The 20,736-nt window shown below is 37.8% G+C and carries 17 protein-coding genes; 3 read left to right on the forward strand and 14 right to left on the reverse strand.

All coding sequences use genetic code 11. The features are described from left to right. Positions 1-6: 6 nt before the first annotated feature. From PGP85_RS13840 to PGP85_RS13880, 9 genes are all read right to left on the reverse strand, one after another. Positions 7-969, reverse strand: a complete 963-nt coding sequence (locus tag PGP85_RS13840; protein ID WP_010740400.1) for a beta-ketoacyl-ACP synthase III — start codon at positions 967-969, stop codon at positions 7-9. Beyond that, complete coding sequence (fabT, locus tag PGP85_RS13845; RefSeq protein ID WP_010740401.1) at positions 966-1,406, reverse strand: fatty acid biosynthesis transcriptional regulator FabT; 441 nt, start codon at positions 1,404-1,406, stop codon at positions 966-968. The genes PGP85_RS13840 and fabT overlap by 4 nt, the downstream gene beginning before the upstream one ends. A 198-nt stretch (positions 1,407-1,604) precedes the next feature. Next, positions 1,605-2,768 (reverse strand): SAM-dependent methyltransferase, encoded by a 1,164-nt coding sequence (locus PGP85_RS13850; protein ID WP_090402129.1) that lies wholly within the window; start codon positions 2,766-2,768, stop codon positions 1,605-1,607. Positions 2,769-2,931: 163 nt separating this feature from the next. Further along, positions 2,932-3,162 carry a YkuJ family protein gene (locus tag PGP85_RS13855; RefSeq protein ID WP_010740403.1) on the reverse strand — a complete coding sequence of 77 codons (231 nt, stop codon included), beginning with the start codon at positions 3,160-3,162 and terminating at the stop codon, positions 2,932-2,934. A 104-nt stretch (positions 3,163-3,266) separates the two neighbouring features. Beyond that, on the reverse strand, positions 3,267-4,148 hold the full coding sequence (locus PGP85_RS13860; RefSeq protein WP_270328070.1) for an NAD(P)-dependent oxidoreductase: 882 nt from the start codon (positions 4,146-4,148) through the stop codon (positions 3,267-3,269). Between the two features lie 48 nt (positions 4,149-4,196). Beyond that, a complete protein-coding gene (locus tag PGP85_RS13865) occupies positions 4,197-5,435 on the reverse strand; it encodes a glycosyltransferase family 4 protein (RefSeq protein ID WP_270328072.1) in 1,239 nt (412 codons plus the stop codon). A gap of 15 nt (positions 5,436-5,450) precedes the next feature. Further along, complete coding sequence (locus tag PGP85_RS13870; protein ID WP_178981997.1) at positions 5,451-6,494, reverse strand: glycosyltransferase; 1,044 nt, start codon at positions 6,492-6,494, stop codon at positions 5,451-5,453. A 169-nt stretch (positions 6,495-6,663) separates the two neighbouring features. Next, the gene (gene ptsP / locus PGP85_RS13875) at positions 6,664-8,391 is read right to left on the reverse strand and encodes a phosphoenolpyruvate--protein phosphotransferase (RefSeq protein WP_010740407.1); all 1,728 of its coding nucleotides are present in this window, start codon (positions 8,389-8,391) and stop codon (positions 6,664-6,666) included. Continuing rightward, complete coding sequence (locus PGP85_RS13880; RefSeq protein ID WP_010740408.1) at positions 8,391-8,657, reverse strand: phosphocarrier protein HPr; 267 nt, start codon at positions 8,655-8,657, stop codon at positions 8,391-8,393. The genes ptsP and PGP85_RS13880 overlap by 1 nt, the downstream gene beginning before the upstream one ends. Positions 8,658-9,093: 436 nt before the next feature. Here PGP85_RS13880 and PGP85_RS13885 point away from each other — a divergent pair, with 436 nt between their 5' ends. Then, positions 9,094-11,316: an ATP-dependent Clp protease ATP-binding subunit gene (locus PGP85_RS13885; RefSeq protein ID WP_090402119.1), complete on the forward strand. Its 2,223-nt coding sequence runs from the start codon at positions 9,094-9,096 to the stop codon at positions 11,314-11,316. 152 nt (positions 11,317-11,468) lie between these two features. After that, the gene (locus tag PGP85_RS13890; RefSeq protein ID WP_010740410.1) at positions 11,469-11,765 is read left to right on the forward strand and encodes a DUF1827 family protein; all 297 of its coding nucleotides are present in this window, start codon (positions 11,469-11,471) and stop codon (positions 11,763-11,765) included. Positions 11,766-11,780: 15 nt separating this feature from the next. Here the strand turns inward: PGP85_RS13890 and PGP85_RS13895 are convergent, their stop codons facing one another. The 4 genes from PGP85_RS13895 to PGP85_RS13910 all read right to left on the reverse strand — a co-directional run bounded on the left by PGP85_RS13895 (position 11,781) and on the right by PGP85_RS13910 (position 18,086). Further along, positions 11,781-13,565 carry a hypothetical protein gene (locus PGP85_RS13895; RefSeq protein ID WP_270328074.1) on the reverse strand — a complete coding sequence of 595 codons (1,785 nt, stop codon included), beginning with the start codon at positions 13,563-13,565 and terminating at the stop codon, positions 11,781-11,783. Between the two features lie 22 nt (positions 13,566-13,587). Beyond that, entirely contained in the window at positions 13,588-15,165 is a 1,578-nt protein-coding gene (locus tag PGP85_RS13900; protein ID WP_270328075.1) for a peptide chain release factor 3, read from the reverse strand. Positions 15,166-15,471: 306 nt separating this feature from the next. After that, the gene (locus tag PGP85_RS13905) at positions 15,472-16,848 is read right to left on the reverse strand and encodes a hemolysin family protein (RefSeq protein ID WP_090402114.1); all 1,377 of its coding nucleotides are present in this window, start codon (positions 16,846-16,848) and stop codon (positions 15,472-15,474) included. 113 nt (positions 16,849-16,961) lie between these two features. Continuing rightward, complete coding sequence (locus PGP85_RS13910) at positions 16,962-18,086, reverse strand: AI-2E family transporter (RefSeq protein WP_010740414.1); 1,125 nt, start codon at positions 18,084-18,086, stop codon at positions 16,962-16,964. A gap of 76 nt (positions 18,087-18,162) precedes the next feature. Here PGP85_RS13910 and PGP85_RS13915 point away from each other — a divergent pair, with 76 nt between their 5' ends. After that, positions 18,163-18,597: a GNAT family N-acetyltransferase gene (locus PGP85_RS13915; protein WP_270328076.1), complete on the forward strand. Its 435-nt coding sequence runs from the start codon at positions 18,163-18,165 to the stop codon at positions 18,595-18,597. A 126-nt stretch (positions 18,598-18,723) separates the two neighbouring features. On the opposite strand, the gene PGP85_RS13920 is transcribed toward PGP85_RS13915, so the two are convergent. Then, a complete protein-coding gene (locus PGP85_RS13920) occupies positions 18,724-20,469 on the reverse strand; it encodes a DUF6056 family protein (RefSeq protein WP_270328078.1) in 1,746 nt (581 codons plus the stop codon). Positions 20,470-20,736 lie beyond the last annotated feature (267 nt).

Raw genomic sequence — 20,736 nt, forward strand, 5'->3', positions numbered from 1 at the left:
ACATGCTTATAGCTGAATCAGCAGGTTGCCCCACGCTAATCCACCGCCATAGCCTGTCAATACCACTTTTTGATTGCTATTTAAAGATAAAATATTTGCCTCAACAAGCTCATCCAATAAGATTGGAATGCTCGCCGCTGAAGTATTCCCATAATTCATCAGATTCATAGGAAATTTTTCAATTGGCTCATTCATTTTACGAGCCATTTTTTCAATGATTCTTTTATTAGCTTGATGCAGTAAATAATAGTCTACTGATTCGTCACCAATAAATTCTTTCAAACTTTTAGTGACATCATTTAGGGCAAAGTTCCAAATACCACGACCATCCATTGCCAAAGCCGTACTAGTTTCTGATCCTTCATAGAAAACATTGCAGTTATTTCGGAAGCCAGAGGTCAATGAACTCGCTCGTTCACCATCCGCACGCAGCATCTGCTTTATAATAGAAGGTTCTTCGCTTGCTTCTAATAAAACACCCGCCGCTCCATCTCCGAAAAGCACGGCTGAAGAACGATCCTGCCAATCTAACAGCTTAGAGGTTTTCTCTCCGCCAATGACAATTCCACGCTTCATTCCGCTACGCATAAAATTCTCTGCTGTCGCTAACGCGTAGACAAAACCGGCGCAAGCCGCTGCCACATCAAAAGCCATCGCTTGTTTAGCTCCAAGCTGTCCTTGAACCTGACAAGCTACTGAAGGGGATGTGTAATCAGGTGACATCGTGGCTACAATTACAAAATCCAAACTCAAAGGATCAATTGCCGCTTTATCAACCAGTTTTTTTGCAACCTGCAAACACATATCCGAAGTATTTTCTGCCTCGGCTATGTGACGCTGTTTAATTCCTGTCCGCGATTGGATCCATTCATCTGAAGTATCCATCCATTCGGCTAAGTCATCATTTGTCACAATCTTTTCAGGTAAATAGCGTGCTGTCGCAATTATTTTTCCGAAGCTCATATTCATTTGATCTCCTCTAAGTAATTAAACAGATTCACTAGTGCCTTCAAGAACACTTCTTGTTCATTCGCATCCAAGTCCTTAATGGCACTTTTAACCATTTCATGATGAAAATGTTGATGAACTCGAAAGACTAATCGTCCCTTCTTTGTCAAACCTAATTTGACAACTCGGCGATCATCTTCGCTGCGAATCCGTTCTACATAGCCCTTTTTCACTAAACGATTGATGGACGTTGTCAGAGTTCCGACTGTTACCAATAATTCTCTAGCAACTTCTGTTGTCGTTTTCTTTTTATACATCCCGATTGCATCAATGGTGTGCATCTCTGTAATCGTCAAATCGCTAAATTGTGATTTTTTTAGTTCGTTTTCTTCAATCGACAAAACGTCGTTGAAAATTGAGACTAAATAGGTATTTAATTCTTCCCAGTTTCTTTCCATGTCCTCACCTAATTAGTTTGATTATCAAATCATTTGATGATCAAACTATATCTTATTTTTTTTCTGAATGCAACAATATTTTTTCAATTAACCAAAAATTAATGATTAATCCTGAACCCGTTCTATCTACTCTAGCATAAAATTACTTTGGTTATCAAAGGATTTTTTTCGTAAAAAAATAAGCGGGAAACCCGCTTATTAAACATTCCGATGCATCGGAATCGTATTATTATTTGGATGAACCAATAAATATTGAATAACATCAATGTTACTTGCTTGGAATGAGGCCGCACATGCCTGCAAATATAAATCCCACATTCGATAGAACGCTTCATCTTTTTGGTCAATCACTTTATCTGCTACCTGATGGAAGTTCTTCGTCCAGTGTTCTAGCGTTAGTTGGTAATCACGACGCAAACTTTCAAGATCAATCACTTGCAACTCATTTTCCGTGATATGTCCAACTAATTCAGTAACTCCAGGGATATAGCCGCCTGGGAAAATGTATTGATTAATCCACGCATTTTTGGCACCGCCTTGTTGACGGCTAATACCATGAATCAATGCTGTTCCATTTTGTGCTAAATGCTTTTCAACAACCTTAAAATACTCTTGTAAATTTTCGGCGCCTACATGCTCGAACATACCGACGCTTGTGATATGATCAAACGTTCCGTCTAAGTCGCGATAGTCCATCAACTCAACTGAAACAGTATCTTCTAAATGCTCTTTTGCAATAATCGCTTGAATGTGTTGATATTGTTCTTCACTCAAAGTGATTCCTTTGGCTTTTACATTATATTCCTTCGCAGCAGTCAAAATCAGTGTGCCCCAACCGCAACCGATATCCAGTAAGGTTTCACCAGGCTGAATAAACAATTTATCTAAGATATGGTGAACTTTATTAATTTGCGCTTGTTCCAGAGTATCCTCAGGTGTTTCAAAAAAAGCACAAGAATAAGTCAACGTACGGTCCAACCACATTTCATAAAAATCATTACCTAAATCATAATGACTATGGATGTCATGAGCCGATTGTTTTTTTGTATGCTTTTCTTTCGGCATCCATTTTTTAAAATTCGTATTGTGGAAAAAACCATTTGCTTGATTGTAAACGTCATAAATCAAAGCTTGCAAATTTCCGTCAATCTCGATTTTCTTTTCCATATATGCTTCGCCAAGTGCTAAAGAAGCATTATTAAGTAATTCCTTCACTGGAATTTTTTCGTTGAAAATAATTTTAAAGACGATGTCGCCTTCAGAGTCTCCGTATTCCTTAACAGAACCGTCCCAAAAAGTAACTTGCGTCTTTTTAGAAAATGATGGTTTAAATAATTGATGATATACTTCTTTGTCTAACATGTTGTAGCCTCCCTCATAACATCTTCTGACTAAATCTTGATTATTTCAAAAGATTTGCCCTGAGTTGGCCGTAAAAATAGGAATTCCTCATAAAATTATAATCAAAAATTATATGTAACCCCTTAACAAAAAAAGGGCACAAAAAAAAACGGGTCGCCCCGTTTTATTGAATCAAATCATAAATTTCCATCGCAACAATGTCGATGTTATCAAATTGATAAGATTGTTTGCTGTCGCTTTCTGTCAGCTCAAATGTTTCTGTCGTATTATCATAAGTTACAGTACATTTTTCTACGCCTTCTTTTTCAAAACGACGCAATTGTACTTCATTATCAGTCGATTCAGTCATTGCTTCTAAGCGTTTAATAATGGCAACTAATTGTGAATGTTTCATCTAGGTGCCCCCCTTCTTCTCAATTCTGTCTTATTGTATCAAATCCGACCGTATCTTGCATTGATTTTCATCAATAAAATTATGATTTTTTTACTAAAACTAACTTAAGATTCTGACCACCATAATTTAATCAGGGCTTGTGTCCCATCATTTTCGAATCCTTGATCGGCTAATCGTTCATAAAGCTCTGTTGCCAATTTAGTTGCTGGCAAATCAAGTTGCATTTTTTCTGCCTCATCTAGCGCTATCTTAAGGTCCTTAATGAAGTGTTTGACGAAGAACCCTGGAGAATAATCTGTTTTTAAAATTCGCGGTGCATAATTTGTCATTGACCAGTTTTGGGCTGCACCGCCCCCTAATGTTTCTAAAACCTTCGGCACATCAAGGTTTGCTGCTTTTGCGTACACCAACATTTCCGTCATCCCTGTCATTGTTCCCGCGATCATAATTTGATTTGCCATTTTAGTATGTTGACCAGAACCTGCCGCTCCTTGCAAGGAATAGCTTTTCCCCATTATTTCAAATAATGGAACGACTTGATCATAAGTAGCTTGATCTCCACCTACCATAATAGTCAGTGTTGCATTCTGCGCGCCAAGGTCACCGCCGGAGACCGGAGCATCCATTGCTGCCGCACCATTTTCTTTCGCTGTTTGATAGATTTTTTCTGCCAGCGTCGGAGTGGATGTCGTCAGATCGATTAGAGTTTTCCCCGCGACATCTATTGAAAAAATACCATCCGTGCCATAATAAATCTCTTCGACATCACTAGGATATCCTACCATTGAAAAGATAATCTCACTGGCATTTGTTACTTTCGCTGGTGTTTCTTGCCAGGTTGCGCCTTTTTCAACTAACTCATCTGTTTTACTCTTCGTACGGTTATATACCGCTACTTCATGTCCAGCAGTTAAAAAATGCTTAACGATCGACTTTCCCATCACGCCTGTTCCGATAAATCCTATCTTCATTCTACTAACCTCCAAAATAAAAATAATCCACCTCCAGTATACATGAAGAGATGGATTTCGGCTTTATTTATCATCGCTATTCCTAAGTGAATTAATTCGCACCCGCATTTTTTGAACCGTTCGAGCAGGTGATCTCGTTTCTGTGTGGTTTTCATCATAGTAAACCAACATCTCTTGATAAAAATTCAGTATTTCACTGCCAAATCGTTCCGCAGAAATCTCGATCAGCTTATTTTGCTGAACTTCTGAACTTATCGGGATCTGTTGTTGCACATAACGAACAAATGCATCGCTAAAATCAGTATCCCTTTCAAACGTAATTCCTAAAGAGTCATCGCTTAATAATTGTTCTAGGTAATCATTGCCTTCAACAATGCATTGTGTTCCTGAAGCAATCGCTTCGGCATAGGTCAACCCTTGTGTTTCTGAGGTCGAAGCACTGACAAAATAGTCAGCCGCATGATAATAGTAGGCAACTTCTTCATGCGGAACCTCACCAGTGAATTGAACATACTCCTCTATGCCTAATTCTTGTGTCAGTTTTTCTAAATCTTCTCGATAAGGTCCTTTTCCAACAATCACTAATCTAGCAGCAGGATAGCTCATAAGTATCTCTGGAAATTGCTGTACGATAATATGGATATTCTTTTCATAAGAAATACGGCTCAGTGATAAAATCATTAACTCATCTTTTTGAATTCCTAATTTCGTTCTCAAAAGATTCGTATCTTCCTCAGTGATATCTGAACGGACAAAATGCGAAACATCAATTCCTGTTGGAATGATCCGCATTGGAACGTCTACTTCATAACGTTTTAATGTGTCTACTACCCTTTTACTTGGACAAACTACTCCAGTTGAGTGATTGACAAACATTTTTATGAAATGTTTTACATGTGTCGGTCTGACCACTTTCCCATTAGCAATATAATGAAGGTAATCCTCATACATCGTATGATACGTGTGAACCACAGGAATACGCAAACGATTTGCGACCATTTTGCCTAAAAAGCCCGCGCCAAACTCTGTATGGGTATGGATAATCTCTAATTCTAATTCCTTTGCGATTTGATAAGCAAACCAAATTCCTCGCACAACGATTCGGCGATCCGTGAACGATACAAATGGAACACTAGGCATTCGTACGATATCTTTTTCAAACTCATCAGCCTCTGGATCTGTCGTCGTAAATATATAGACCTCATGACCTTGCTTTTCGAGTTCATTTTTTAATGTTCGAATTGATGTTGCTACCCCACTTACTTGAGGGAAATAGGTATCTGTGAAAAAACCGATCCGCACGTCTGCTCCTCCAAACTATTTTGTGACTTTTGCATAAACCTGATGATCATACGGCAGATCTAAGACTGCTTGATAAACAGATTTCAATTCTTCACCAATCTGTGTAATACTTTTTTCTTGCGCCGTTTTAAATCCAGCCATGGAAAGATTCGGCAGCTGATGATTAGCTAATTTTCGAATCAATTGTTCGAATTCTTGATTGTTTTCTCCCATATAGCAGTTCACACGGTCATTCATCCAACCGCCATATACCGGAATATTCCTCAATAAAACCTGTTGTTGACTAGCTAAGGCCTCTAATACGACGATTCCTTCGGTTTCCTCATAAGAAGGAAAGAAGAACAAATCTGCCCCAGAATAAGCTCCCTCAATCAAATCACCATTTATATAGCCTGGGAAAAGGACATTGTCTGGATGATCTTTTTTTACAGCTCTTCTGATATTAGCTGGAATCGAAATCATCGGTACATCGCCAAACCAAATAAACGTATATTCAGGCATTTTTTTTGCGATCTCAATAAAATCGAGAATTCCTTTACGTTCAAAAAACAGGCCTACACAAATGACTACTTTTTGTGTTTCAGATAAATTAAAATACTTGCGAAAAGCCGCTTCCTTATTTTCGTCAGGATAATATTTTTTTAAATCAATTCCATTAGAAATCGCCGCAATCGGTTGTGACAATCCATATCCTTGCAGCAATTTTTTTGAATAAGGTGTTGGTGTAATCAAATGATCCGCTTGCTGATACAAGGCAACCAGCCATTTCTTAAATAATGGCGCAAGCTGATTTGACCCAATAAACGAGTTGCGAAAATCTTCTTCAGTAGAATGCGCATGAAAAACAACCTTTTTTCCAAGCCTCTTCGCTTTTCTGACTAATCTTAAACTTTTCGGCCCATAAGTATTAATATGTAATATATCATAATCTGTGTCCTTGGGATCAAGCGTGTAATCAATTCCCATTGATGCCAGAGCTCTTTTTTGATGACTCAAAGCACGACCAATACCCGACTTACCAATAACATTCTGACCTTCAAAATAAAGTAATACTTTCATATGCAGCCTCCTTTAAAACAAATCAATTATATCATAAGCCTCAGAGCTTTTTCTCAACCTATAGTCTGATTTTATACCGAATTGATTATTTTTTAACCAATTAAGTATAACACCATTTAACAAAAAAAGACCATTGTCTAAAAATAGACAATGGTCTTGATGTTAGGCTTTATTTAACGTATTGCTTAACTAGCTCTTCGACTTCTTCCATCGTGTCGCATTCTTTCAACGCTTTATCAGCCAATTCGGCCATGTCAGTCGTTGTTAGACGTTTCATTAAGCTACGAGTTCTAAGAATAGATGTTGCGCTCATAGAGAACTCATCTAATCCCATACCCATTAACAATGGAACCGCAGTTTGATCGCCGGCCATTTCGCCGCACATGCCAGCCCATTTGCCTTCAGCGTGCGCTGCATCAATCACATTTTTAATCAAACGCAAGATTGATGGGTTATATGGTTGGTAAAGGTATGAAACACGTTCGTTCATACGGTCAGCTGCCATTGTGTATTGGATCAAATCGTTTGTTCCGATACTAAAGAAGTCAACTTCTTTAGCAAACTTGTCCGCTAAAACAGCTGCTGCAGGAATTTCGATCATGATTCCGACTTGAATTGTGTCAGAAACTTTCACGCCTTCGTTAACAAGCTTTTCTTTCTCTTCGTTGAACAAAGTCTTCGCTGCGCGGAACTCTTTTAAGGTTGCAACCATCGGGAACATGATGCGTAGATTTCCGTATACAGAAGCACGTAATAACGCACGTAATTGTGTACGGAACATATCGTCACCTAGTTCAGATAAGCTGATACGCAATGCACGGTATCCCAAGAATGGGTTCATTTCATGAGGTAAAGTTAAGTAAGGTAATTCTTTGTCTCCGCCGATATCCATTGTACGAACAACGACAGGTTTGTCGCCCATGCCTTCTAAAACGGCTTTATAAGCTTCAAATTGATCGTCTTCTGTTGGGAAATCTGAAGAGTCCATGTATAAGAATTCCGTACGATATAAACCAATCGCTTCAGCTCCATTGTTATGAACGCCTTCAAGATCCTTAGGTGTTCCAATATTTGCTGCTAATTCAAAATGCTTGCCATCAGCTGTCACTGTTTCAGCATTTTTCAATTTTTCCCATTCTGCTTTTTGCGCCGCATATGCTTCGCCGGCTTTTTTGAAATCAGCCGCTTGTTCGTCAGTTGGGTTTACGATTGTTTCACCAGTCATCCCGTTAACTGCAAGAAAATCGCCTTCTTTAGCTTTAGAAGTGATTTCTTTTGTACCAACGATTGCTGGAATTTCTAATGAACGAGCCATAATTGCTGAGTGAGACGTGCGTCCACCAATATCAGTAACAAAGGCCTTAACGAAGTTTTTATCTAATTGTGCAGTATCACTTGGAGTCAAGTCATGCGCCACAACCACAACTTCTTCATCGATCATTGATGGGTCTGGTAAAGATACGCCTAGCAAGTGCGCCATTACACGCTTAGTAACGTCGCGAATATCCGCTGCACGTTCTTGCATATAAGCGTTATCATCCATTGCCTCGAACATGCCGATATACATATCTGTTACTTCTTTAAGTGAGCTTTCAGCGTTCACTTTATTATCTTGTATATGTTGTTTGATTTGACCAATCATTTCTGGATCTGAAAGAACCATTAAATGAGCATCAAAAACTTGTGCTTCTTCTTCACCTAAGCTTTTTGCTGCTTTATCCCGAATTTTTTCTAATTCAGCAGAAGAAGCCGCCAAAGCGTCGTCTAAACGCTTTTCTTCGGCAGCAGTATCTTCTACAGTATTTTGTTTGAAAGATAAATCCGGTTGTACTAGCAGATAAGCTTTCGCAACGGCAACCCCGTCACTTGCGGCAATACCTTTTAGTAATTCAACCATTATTCAGATAATCCTTCCTTTTTCATTGTTTCTACGATTGCTTCCATTGCTTCTTTTTCGTCAGCACCTTCAGCAGAGATAGTAACGTCAGAACCTTGGCCAACACCTAGAGACATAACTCCCATGATTGATTTAAGGTTAACTGATTTTCCTTTATACTCTAAGTTAATATCAGAGTTAAATTTGCTTGCAGCTTGCACTAATAAAGTTGCGGGACGTGCATGAATCCCCGTTTCTGCTACTACGTGAAAATCTTTTTTTTCCATATTGACCGTTCTCCTTTATAAAAAAAATGTTTTTTTATGTTAGGGCTTTAATGATAACAACCATCATTTTGAGCCCTTCATTTCCTTAGATTACCATTTTTTCGCAGTGGATACAACAATTTTAATCGATTTATTCCAGCGAAATGTATGCCCTTTCTTAAAATATCTGGTTTGATCGTTAAACTTCCTTATTTCTTCCGTTTTCATTTTTATTCCATAACAACAACTGTCGCTGACACTCACAAAATGTTCTTTTTAGCACTCGAAAAGGTTGATTGCTAAAAAGTGAAACAAACTGTTTGCTTTTATCAGAATTCTCGCTATAATAATTTTAAGGTCAGTGATAGTCAAACATTTGACCAGCGTATCTTTTTACGAGATTCGCTTACTCGATGTACAATGGAAGAAACAATTAACTATTGAAAGGGTGAAAAAGATGCTTTGCCAAAATTGTCATGAAAATGAAGCAACGATTCATTTATATGCAAACGTTAATGGTCAACGAAAGCAACTAGATTATTGTCAAAGTTGCTATCAAAAATTAAAGAATCAAGCTGGAGGTGCGCCACAAATGGCAGGAAATGATCCTTTTGGTTTTGGAAGTTTAGACGATTTGTTCCGTTCAATGTCACAACAAATGCAACAACGACAAGGCGCTGCAGATCAAACGCCACCGACTCAATTCGGCGGTGGAAATGGTATGAATAATCAACCCCCTCGCGGAAATGGCGGTGGCGGTTTATTAGATGAATATGGTATCAATATTACTGGTTTAGCTCGCGAAGGAAATATCGACCCAGTTGTTGGGCGCGATGATGAAATTCAACGCGTCATCGAAATTTTAAATCGTAGAACAAAAAACAATCCAGTTCTTATTGGTGAACCTGGTGTTGGTAAAACAGCTGTTGTTGAAGGTTTATCTCAAAAAATCGTTGATGGCGATGTACCGCAAAAATTGATGGACAAGGAAGTTATTCGATTAGATGTCGCTTCTCTGGTTCAAGGAACCGGAATCCGAGGTCAATTCGAAGAACGGATGCAAAAACTGATCGAAGAGATTCGTCAATCAGAAAACATTATTCTTTTCATTGATGAAGTTCATGAAATCGTCGGTGCCGGTGCTGCTGGAGATGGCAACATGGACGCTGGTAACATTCTAAAACCAGCATTGGCTCGTGGTGAGCTACAAATGGTCGGTGCTACAACACTTAATGAATATCGAATCATTGAAAAAGATGCGGCTTTAGAACGTCGGATGCAGCCTGTCCGGGTCGAAGAACCTTCTGTTCAAGAAACGATTGAGATTTTGAAAGGCTTGCAACCTCGTTATGAAGACTATCATCATGTGAAATACACCGATGATGCAATCAAAGCTGCGGCCGAACTTTCAAATCGTTACATCCAAGATCGCTTCTTACCTGATAAGGCCATCGATTTATTAGATGAAACAGGTTCGAAGAAAAACTTGACGATTCAAATTGTTGATCCAAAAACGATCGACAAAAAATTAGCAGAGGCTGAACAGCAAAAATCACAAGCTTCTCAAGAAGAAGATTTTGAAAAAGCTGCCTACTATCGCGATCAAATCAATAAGCTGCAAAAAATGAAGGACCGTCAATTAACGGATGAAGAAACACCCGTCATTACCGAAAAGGATATGGAAAAGATCGTTGAAAAACGGACTGGTATCCCTGTCGGCGAGTTGAAAGAAAAAGAACAAACACAATTGAAAAATCTTGCAGTTGATTTGAAGAAACATGTTATCGGTCAAGATGAGGCCGTTGATAAAGTTGCGAAGTCGATTCGTCGTAACCGGGTCGGTTTGAATAAGAAAAATCGTCCAATCGGTTCATTCCTATTCGTAGGACCAACAGGAGTTGGTAAAACAGAGTTGGCTCGTCAACTAGCTGAAGAATTATTTGGCTCAAGTGAATCCATGATTCGTTTCGATATGAGTGAATATATGGAAAAACACAGTGTCTCAAAATTGATCGGTTCACCTCCAGGTTATGTTGGTTATGAAGAAGCTGGCCAATTAACGGAACAAGTTCGTCGTCATCCATACAGCTTGATTTTATTGGATGAAATCGAGAAGGCTCATCCAGATGTGCTTCACATGTTCCTGCAAATCCTTGATGATGGCCGTCTAACAGATTCACAAGGACGGACAGTCAGCTTCAAAGACACGATCATTATCATGACCAGTAACGCTGGAACTGGTAAAATTGAAGCCAACGTTGGTTTTGGTGCCGCAAGAGACGGTGTCACTCGTTCTGTCTTAGGTCAATTAAAAGATTTCTTTGCGCCAGAGTTCTTAAATCGTTTTGACGGAATTATCGAATTCAGTCAATTATCGAAAGAGAACTTAATGAATATCGTATCCTTGATGTTGGATGACGTTAACGAAATGTTAGCCTCTCAAAAACTTCATATTGATGTTCCAGACAACGTAAAAGAAAAACTAGTTGATTTAGGTTATGATCCTGCAATGGGCGCTCGCCCGCTTCGTCGGACGATCCAAGAAACCATTGAAGATGGAATCGCTGAATTCTATCTAGATCATCCCGCAATTACAGATCTGAAGGCAAAACTTGATAAAGAAGATCACATCGTTATCACGTCAAAACCTGAGCGTTTGGTCAAAGAATCGAAAAAATAATAATTTAGGCCCCTCGTTTCTTTCGAGGGGCCTTTTCCTTTCGCCAAATTATCTAAATTTTCTAATTAAAATGAGCAACATCCTTCTTTTTTCCTAATCTTTCTTATATAATTACACTATGAAGTAAGGTTTTAGGAAGAAGGTGTTTCGGGATGAAACTTATCAATGTGACTAATAGTCATTCACAAATGGTTTATAATCAGCTAGAGAACACTGATGCTAACATGATAAAGGTTTATACGATCGGCAATACTACCGTAATATATACTGATGCTTATAAGCATGCAGAAATCGTATTAAAAAACGATAATCGAAACATTATGCCCTCAGAGATTGACTTTGTACATAAATACTTTAAACGTAAACTAGATGAGGGTACGTATGATTTCGCAAATATTTCTTATCTTGAATCTCCTGGTCTGATTGAAATGTCGATAACAAAAAAATAGTTGAAGCGAAATGCTTCAACTATTTTTTTTATTTATTTTTTTTGCAATAATAGGCAGTTGGAGAATTCCAACAAAAGCAAGAACTTCTATCCACTGAATGACCGGCACCCCTGCCCCAGTATAGATCATCATAAAAAGTTCTTTTCGTTCTGGTGCCCATGAACAAAACCACGACACCCCAATCAAAAAGATTAAATAAGATAACATCAATCCAAACAAAATCAGCAACATTCCTCGAAACATTTTTAACTGCTTTTTTGAAAAAAGACTGCCAATTAAGATAATTAAAAAGCCTATCCCACAAAAAACAATCCAAATTGGTGTTAGCTTTTGATAGACTGTAATGATGTGATTAGACACCCTCGCAGTTCTAGTGGGTTCGACTGGTTTAGATTGAGCAACATTCACATCTCGCCAATTTTCGGAGAATGAATGCCTTAGCAAATTCTCTGCTCTTGTTATATCTTCTTTAGGTCCCAGTGTTCTGTCTGTCCCTTGACCATAATTTTTATAAAAAATATTATAGTCAAATCCGCTTTTCATAAATTCACCGACAAGCGGCAAATCTTTTCTTAATTTTCCATCACCAGTGGCAGTCAGATAAATTTCATTCTTTTTCTTCAGCTTGCCATTTTTATAAGCTGTCGATAATTCTGAATCAACCTTTCGCCAAAACGCTTCTGTCTGCTCTGCATCTTTGTAGTAACCCGCTTGTGCCGCGGCGTCCCTTAACGCCCAAAAAATAATATCACCAGCAATATCCTCGCCACCGCTCCAAGGACTGCCATGATAAATCCAATCGATATTTTTCGCAATTGATTTAAGCGTTGGCGAAACAGCCTCCGCTTTCTCCAAAGACCTTTTTGAAACCCAAACTTTACTATTGGTTTGGTTTATTTCTGTCCCGTCATCCATTCGAATCAATTGTTTCGAAACATCGCCAAAAGCTCCACCAGTTCGATCGTTGACTAGCGAAATGCCATAATGCTCTTTATTGAGCTTCTGCAAAACCTTAGTCGATGAAATAAGCATTAAGAATGGCAGAAGACACATGATCAGCTTTATTAACTGTTTCTTCGTAAAATAGAATTTTTTGATGGAAGCACGAAGAGTTTTCAGTTTAAATTCTGGATCATTTTCAAAAATAACCGAACCCGCAATTACCAACAGACCGACAATCATTAGCGGTAAAAGCCACAAAGAATCTTCGCGTATGTACCAGTAAAAAGGAAAAATTATTGTCAATCCAAAACTCCATAGAAGAAATGGCTTGAGCCGGCCATTTCTTCTAAAATACAATCCTACCAGACAACCAATTACTAATAATACTGCCGGAACGACAAGAGTATTTCGATAAATACGTGTACTATATTCACTCGTCAAAGCTACTGGCGAGTATAAAAAGAATGTATAAATAAAAGTTAGCATCCATCGATTATTAACTAGCGGCCGAAGTACGATTGCCGCAACTGAACTAGCCACTATGTTGAAAATTCCTAAAAGGATTCCGTACGACAGATGTAATTTATTAGCCCACACCATAAATAGCGAGTAGGAAATTCCTTTAGATAGAGCTTTCGTTGAATACTCCCCTAACCAATTTCCCTTTAGCATTTCTTCGCTGTAATGAATGAACAATTGGTCATCATAACCAGCATATAAGTTGGTGAAATAAGGGGCCTTCGCGCTCAATACTAAACGAAACACGGTCAAAACGATCACTATAGCTAGTAAAATTAAACTACTTGGCCGCTTGATCTTTTTTAAAATACTTGCTGTGTCACTTTTTAGTCTCTGCATCAAAGTTCCCTTTCTTAACATTTTACATCAAGCTCTTTAGTTCTACTTCAGGATACTTGTCCGCGAACCAGCGCATCGCAAATTGATTTTCGAAAAGGAACAGCGGCTGGTCAAAACGATCCTTAGCCAAAATATTGCGGCTTGAGCTCATTCGTTCATCTAATTGTTCTGGATCAATCCAGCGAGCAATTTTATTCCCCATTGGAGTCATCACAACTTCAGCATTGTATTCATTCAGCATCCGGTGTTGGAAAACTTCAAACTGCAGCTGCCCGACAGCACCGATAATATATTCATCCGTTAAGTATGTCTTGTACAATTGGATTGCGCCCTCTTGAACCAATTGATAGATTCCTTTATGGAAGGATTTCTGTTTCATCACGTTCTTAGCAGTGACCTTCATAAATAATTCTGGGGTAAATGACGGCAGCTCTTCGTAAGCGACTTTCAATTTCCCTTCATACAGAGTATCACCGATTTGATAGTTTCCTGTATCGTAAACGCCAATGATATCTCCCGCAACTGCTTCTTCAACATTTTCCCGTGCATCCGCCATAAATTGAGTCACATTGCTCAACTTCATCTTTTTGCCAGTACGGCCAAGCATAACATCCATTCCACGTTCAAAAGTTCCTGAACAGATACGTACGAAAGCAATACGGTCACGATGGTTCGGATTCATGTTGGCTTGGATTTTGAAAACAAAGCCTGAGAATTCTTCTTCGTATGGAGAAACTGCTTCTCCAGTTTCGGTTTTATGAGCATGTGGTTTTGGTGCTAAATCGACAAACCGCTCTAAAAATGTCTCCACTCCAAAGTTTGTTAACGCTGAACCAAAGAAGACCGGCGTTTGGTCACCACGTTCAATTTTTTCGAGATCGAATTGATCGCCAGCCTCACGAACTAATTCTACCTCTCCTAAAACATCTTCATAAATCGACTTTTCTTTTAATGGGTGGTCACCTGCGATCTCACCGTTAGTCAATTTTACAAATCGTTCGCCTTCATATTGCTCTGGGCGATAAAACTCAATCCGTTCATTGTCAATATCATACAAACCTTCTAACCCTTTACCCATGCCGATTGGCCAATTCATTGGATACGATTCGATATCCAATAAGTCTTCCAGTTCTTCCAGCAATTCTAATGGCTCCCGGCCATCACGGTCTAATTTGTTGATGAAGGTAAAGATCGGAATGCCCCGGCGTTTAACAACCTGGAAAAGCTTCTTTGTTTGTGCCTCGATCCCCTTCGCGCTATCGATAACCATCACTGCACTATCAACGGCCATCAAGGTTCGATAAGTATCTTCAGAGAAATCCTCATGTCCGGGTGTATCCAAAATATTTACTCGTTTATCGTCAAAATCAAACTGCATCACAGAACTCGTTACTGAGATACCACGTTGTTTTTCAATATCCATCCAGTCAGACTTCGCAAAGTTCCCTGTCTTTTTCCCTTTTACAGTTCCGGCTTGGCGAATCGCTCCGCCGAAAAGTAATAATTGCTCAGTAATCGTTGTTTTACCGGCATCCGGATGGGAAATAATGGCAAAAGTACGGCGGCTGTCGACTTGTTGTTTTAAATCAGGATTATTCATTCTATTGCTCCATTCATTATCTAATATCTTTAAAATTTCAACCCAATCAGTATAGCATGGATTTTACTTGGTTGGAAAGTTGAATCGCTCTTGCACTGACTCTTTTTACTACTGCTCATTTGGAGTGGTTCATCTCATTAATTCGCCCGAATATTTTATTCGCAAAAGCACAAGTTATCATGATTCATTATGTAAAAATTAACGAGTCTGGCTGTTCATCATTTTCCAATCAGACTAAACTGTAAAATAAATAGGCAGCTGACAAAAAGAAAACACCCTGCAAAGCAGAATGTTTTCTAAAAATTCTTAACGACGAGGTTCATCATCTTCAAAGTCTTTGGTGAATAAACGGCGACCTTCTTCAGGTTCAGCGTCTTCATGTTCGTCTGGATGAAAAATTGCACGCAGCGTTAAAACACGAGAGCCTTCCATTTCTTCAGAAATCAACGTTAAATCATCCACATCAAAGGAAAGTTTCTCTCCCTCATCAGGAATCGTTCCTAAAGCAGTAATTAAGTAGCCGGCCATCGTATCGACATCGCTCATGTGCAAGTTTAAGTCGAATTCTTCATTAAAATCTTCAATCAACATTTTTCCGTTGATTAAGTATTCATTGTCACCGACTTTTTCATAAAGCTTCTCAACCTCATCAGATTCATCGTCGATCTCTCCAACGATTTCTTCTAATAGGTCTTCTAACGTAACGAGCCCTACCATACCGCCGTATTCATCAAGCAGAATCGACATTTGGTTTTGGGTTTTCTTCAATTCATATAGTAAGTCATCAATAAAAATCGTTTCTGGTACGAATAATGGTTCTTGCAAAATTTTACGCAATTCAACATTTTCGAAACCAAAATGACGTGCAGCTTTTAACAATGTCTTCGTATGCAATATTCCAACAACTTTATCCTTGTCTTCATCGTATACGGGAATTCTTGAATAGCTTTCATTTAAGATTTCATCAATACTTTCTAATACCGGATCATTGATATCGATCATGAAAGAATCGGTTCGAGGAACCATTACTTCACGTGCTACCTTTGTGTCTAATGAAAAAACACCCTGCAGCATTTCGATCTCGTCGTTATCCAATACGCCTTCAGTTTCTAACATATAACGCATTTCGTCACGGGTCATTTTTGTATCTTCATCATCGAAGGTCATTGGCGTGATTTTTGCCAATAAATTCGTAGAAGCGGTCAACAACCAGACGAATGGTTTTGTGATTACTCCTATTTTACGTACCACACCGGAAGTAAATTGCGCTACTTCTTCGGTCTTGGTCATGGCAATCCGTTTGGGATATAATTCTCCAAATACAATCGAAACATAGGTCAATAAAATCATGACGATCGCAGCCGCAGCCGTTCGTGCAATCGTACTTCCACCTAATAATGGTGCTAAACGAGCAGATAGACTATCAGCCAAGGATGCCCCTGACAAAATGTTGACTAAAGTAATCCCTACTTGAATGGTAGACAAGAAATTATTCGGGTTTTGGATGACCGCTAATAATTTTTGTGATTTCAGGTTTCCTTCTTCTGCCTTTTGTTCTACTCGGTTTTTATTAACCGACACCACCGCAATTTCAGCCGCAGCCAAAAATCCGTTGATTAACGTTAAAATTACTAATAAACCCAATTGTAAGAATAACGACTGACTATCGGGGTCAGCATTCATAATTGCATTCGCTCCTTAATTTAAAGTGTAAAAAAAGTGGCACAAAGGCCACGATAAAATCGTATCACATCACTTGTTTTTATGCAATCATTTCCGAATGATAAAGAAGCTGTCTAACTTAAGAACTCCTGCTCTCGCTCTTCTTGATTGCTTTGCTTAACTATTTTCACTATGAAAACAATCACCGTACGCAAAATGGCATAAACTGGTACACCTAAAAATACGCCCAGTATCCCAGCAAGATTTCCTGCCACTAGTAAAATCAAAATGATCGTTAATGGGTGGATGTTCAATGATTTACCAATTACGTTTGGATAGATCACATTCCCATCGACTTGCTGAACGATTAATACAATTACGATACATAATAAGGCTTTATACGGCGAATCGAAAAAGGTGTACACCAATGCGGGTGCCAGACCTAAATACGGCCCTAAGTAAGGAATTAGATTCGTCAATCCAGCGATTACTCCAAATAAGAAGGCGTAGTCGACCCCAATCAGCAAGTAACCTAAAAAAGTAAATGTTCCGACGAATAAACATTCGATCGCTTGACCGCTGATATAATCCGATAACGTCTTATTCAGCTGTTTCAAGAGTCCCTTAATATTATCCCGCTGTTTCTCAGGAAACAGCCGCTCAACATTGGGAACCAGTTTGTCCCCGTCTTTCAACATATAAAACAGGATAAAAGGCACTGTAATTAATAATAAGACCACCGTGGTAATCTTGCCTATCACAGAACCCAAACCATTCGTTACCCCAGCTAATGATTTTTGTAAAATGCTTCCTGCTGAAACATCCAGATTATTGATATATTTATCAACATCCAATTCTTTGAAAAGCGGAAAACGTGTCGCATTATCCGCAGCCTGCTGCAGCCAGTCCTGCATATTGCTAATGAACCCAGGAATATTTTTGGCCAGAGAAACCAGCTGCTCAACTAGATTAGGAATAACACTCATAAAGATCAACACGATAATTCCGATCAGCAAGACAAAAATCAGCAGAATCGCAAACAATCGCTTAACGCCCATCTTCATCAATAGATTTACCAAAGGATTTAATAAATAATACAAAAAGCCGGCAATCAAGATTGGCGCAAATAACGTGGTAAAGAATGTTCCAATCGGTTGAAAGACAAAATCAATTTTTGATGAAACCAAAATCAATGTAGCAATGATCAAAATTTCGACTGACCAAAACATTAATTTTGAATTTTTTATTTTTTCAAACATCCATCTACTCCTTTTTTTAGATTTAGTTTATAGTATACATCATGTGGAGAAAAATCCCCTTGAGGAAGGTGTCATTATGAAAATTTTAATCACTAAGGATACGATGAGCGAGATATATCTAGATGCGGTTCGAATCCGGCAAAAAGTTTTTGTTCAGGAGCAAGGCGTTCCTGCTAATTTAGAAATCGACGAAAATGAAGCCTATTCCGTTCATTTCGTTCTTTATACGGATGATCAGAAGCCGGCAGCTACTGTGCGCTTATTACCGCTAGATGACCAGACATTCAAATTGCAACGCATGGCGGTATTAAAAGATTACCGCGGAAATAACCTTGGTGCAGAAATCATCGCAGAAGCAGAACTGTTTGCTAAACAACAGCAATTCAAAAAAATCGAGCTTGGAGCACAATTAACCGCAGAAAAATTTTATCAAAAACTAGGTTACATTTTCTATGGCGAAGTATTTCAAGATGCAGGAATTGATCATGTGCATATGAAGAAAGTGTTGTAAGAAACTATATGTATTAAGTGTATAAGAAAACCATCTAATCCTATATCTTAAAAAAAAAGACTTGAGTAAACACTTATTATATACATAATAAGTGTTTTCCAAGTCTTTTTTGTAAAAATACTAAAACTATTTCTTGCTCATGTCGACCGTAGTCTGTACAGAATTGGTTTTTGTTTTCGTATTATAGATACCAATATCAACACTCACTATATCCTGAGGTCGAACATTTCCTATTGGAGAAGAAAAAATATATTTTCCATCAACCGAAAGTTGATTATTTAACGAGGTGTCTGCATTAAGCAATGTTATACTTTGTTGGGATTCTCTTTTCCAGTTAACATGAATGAACAATATTGAATCATCCGCCGAGTAATCCTTTAATAGACTGTTGTCAAAAGTTAAGTTAATACTATAACTATTAGGACTACGATCATCTGGAAAAATATTTAATGCTTTTAAATGAACCTTCGTACCAAAATATTCGTCCAATGGAATCTGCTCAGCATTAACTAATTTTTTATTACTATAGTCAAAACTAAAATCTTTATTAAAAGGAATAATTCCAACAGATGCATTAACATCATAGTAATCACCAAGATTCCCCTGATACAAATCTATGCTATCAGAAGGAGTATACAACTTTCCAACGTAATAGTTTGGGATATGAATACTCTTTTGGTTATGCTTTTTTCCATAGAGAATAGCTTCCTGTCTCACTTGAAATTGCCCTCGTAATGAAACAACACTTTTAGTTGCATAGAAATAGCTAAAAGTAAAAGGAATGCATAGGAGTAGAATAAGATAAAAGACCTCATTTTTAAACAATGAACTTTTAAAATATGACAGATCTTTTAAAAAGAATGAAATCGAAATCAAAAATAGTACCAGAGCTCCATTCAACGAACGCAATGCTACCGGAAAAACATATGAACCACCAAATGCAGCATTAGCAACAATTGCAGAAAAAAAGAATACTAAACTATAAACTATATTTTGCTTTTTGGGATACTGACGCTTAAAAAAATAAATAAATCCAATAAAAATGAAGGTTACAAAAATCCATGAGAAGCTTTTAAATGTATCTATAAACCAAGGTGATGAGAAAAAATTCCAAAGTCTATGAAACAGTGATTGCTCACGAGGAACCTGAAAAGCTGGATATTGAAGCCGTTCATTCTGTCCTGGCGAAAGAAGTAAACTCAATGTTCCGATAAGTGTAAAAGGTAAGCCAATTAGAAAAACCTTTTTCTGTTTTTCTAACAATATAAATACTAGTGTTAGTAATACAACAACTATAGAGGTATTTTCGTTAGAATTTCCTGCTAATAGTCCCAGAATTGAGATTGAGAGAATATGCCAGAATTTTAAGTTTTCTCCTTTTAAAAAGAAAATTAAAGAAAAATATGCAACTATAAAGAAGTTAGTAAGAAGATAATTCGAATACCCAACTGTCCAAAATGACGTTTGTCCTAAATTAGGATTAGCAATCCAATAAAGAAGAAATATAATCACAAAATTTTTGAATTCCCATTTATATTCTTTATTTAAAATCGAGGGGAGTTGAGCAATTAGTGTAATCAATCCTACCCAAATAGTTGCTTTAAAAAAATTATAAATTATCGGAGGAAGTTGTAGCATTATTAATGAAGCTGCATCTGCAACAATTCGTCCCGACCAATTCATATAACGCCAAGCTAAATTGGACCATGTCGGATTCCTTGTTATATAAATAAAGTCATCGCTTGAAACAGGGGTAAATACTATTGGGATAAGTACTAGAACAAATGAGATAACTAAACAAAGAATAATGCCCTTTTTCTTACTATTTCTTAAACTGAGACCTGTAATTTTACTTCTTTTTAAATGTTTCAAAATGTACTCTCCTAAATTTAAAATATTCTGCTTTCTAGTTTAACAAAGAAATACGCAAAAACCAATGGGCATGTTAAAATTGAGACATTTAGATAAGTAAAAGGATTAGGTGTTGGTGTGGTTCAATGAAAACAGTCATTTGAAAACTGATACTAAAATTTCTATTACCATCGATATCTTGTAAATTATCCTGAGTATTGTAATGAGATATTCGTAGTATGTAACTTCTTAATGGTCAACAATTGCAGTTTTTAACTCGAACTATCA

The organism is Enterococcus malodoratus, assembly GCF_027659535.1.
Classification (GTDB): Bacteria; Bacillota; Bacilli; order Lactobacillales; family Enterococcaceae; genus Enterococcus_A; species Enterococcus_A malodoratus.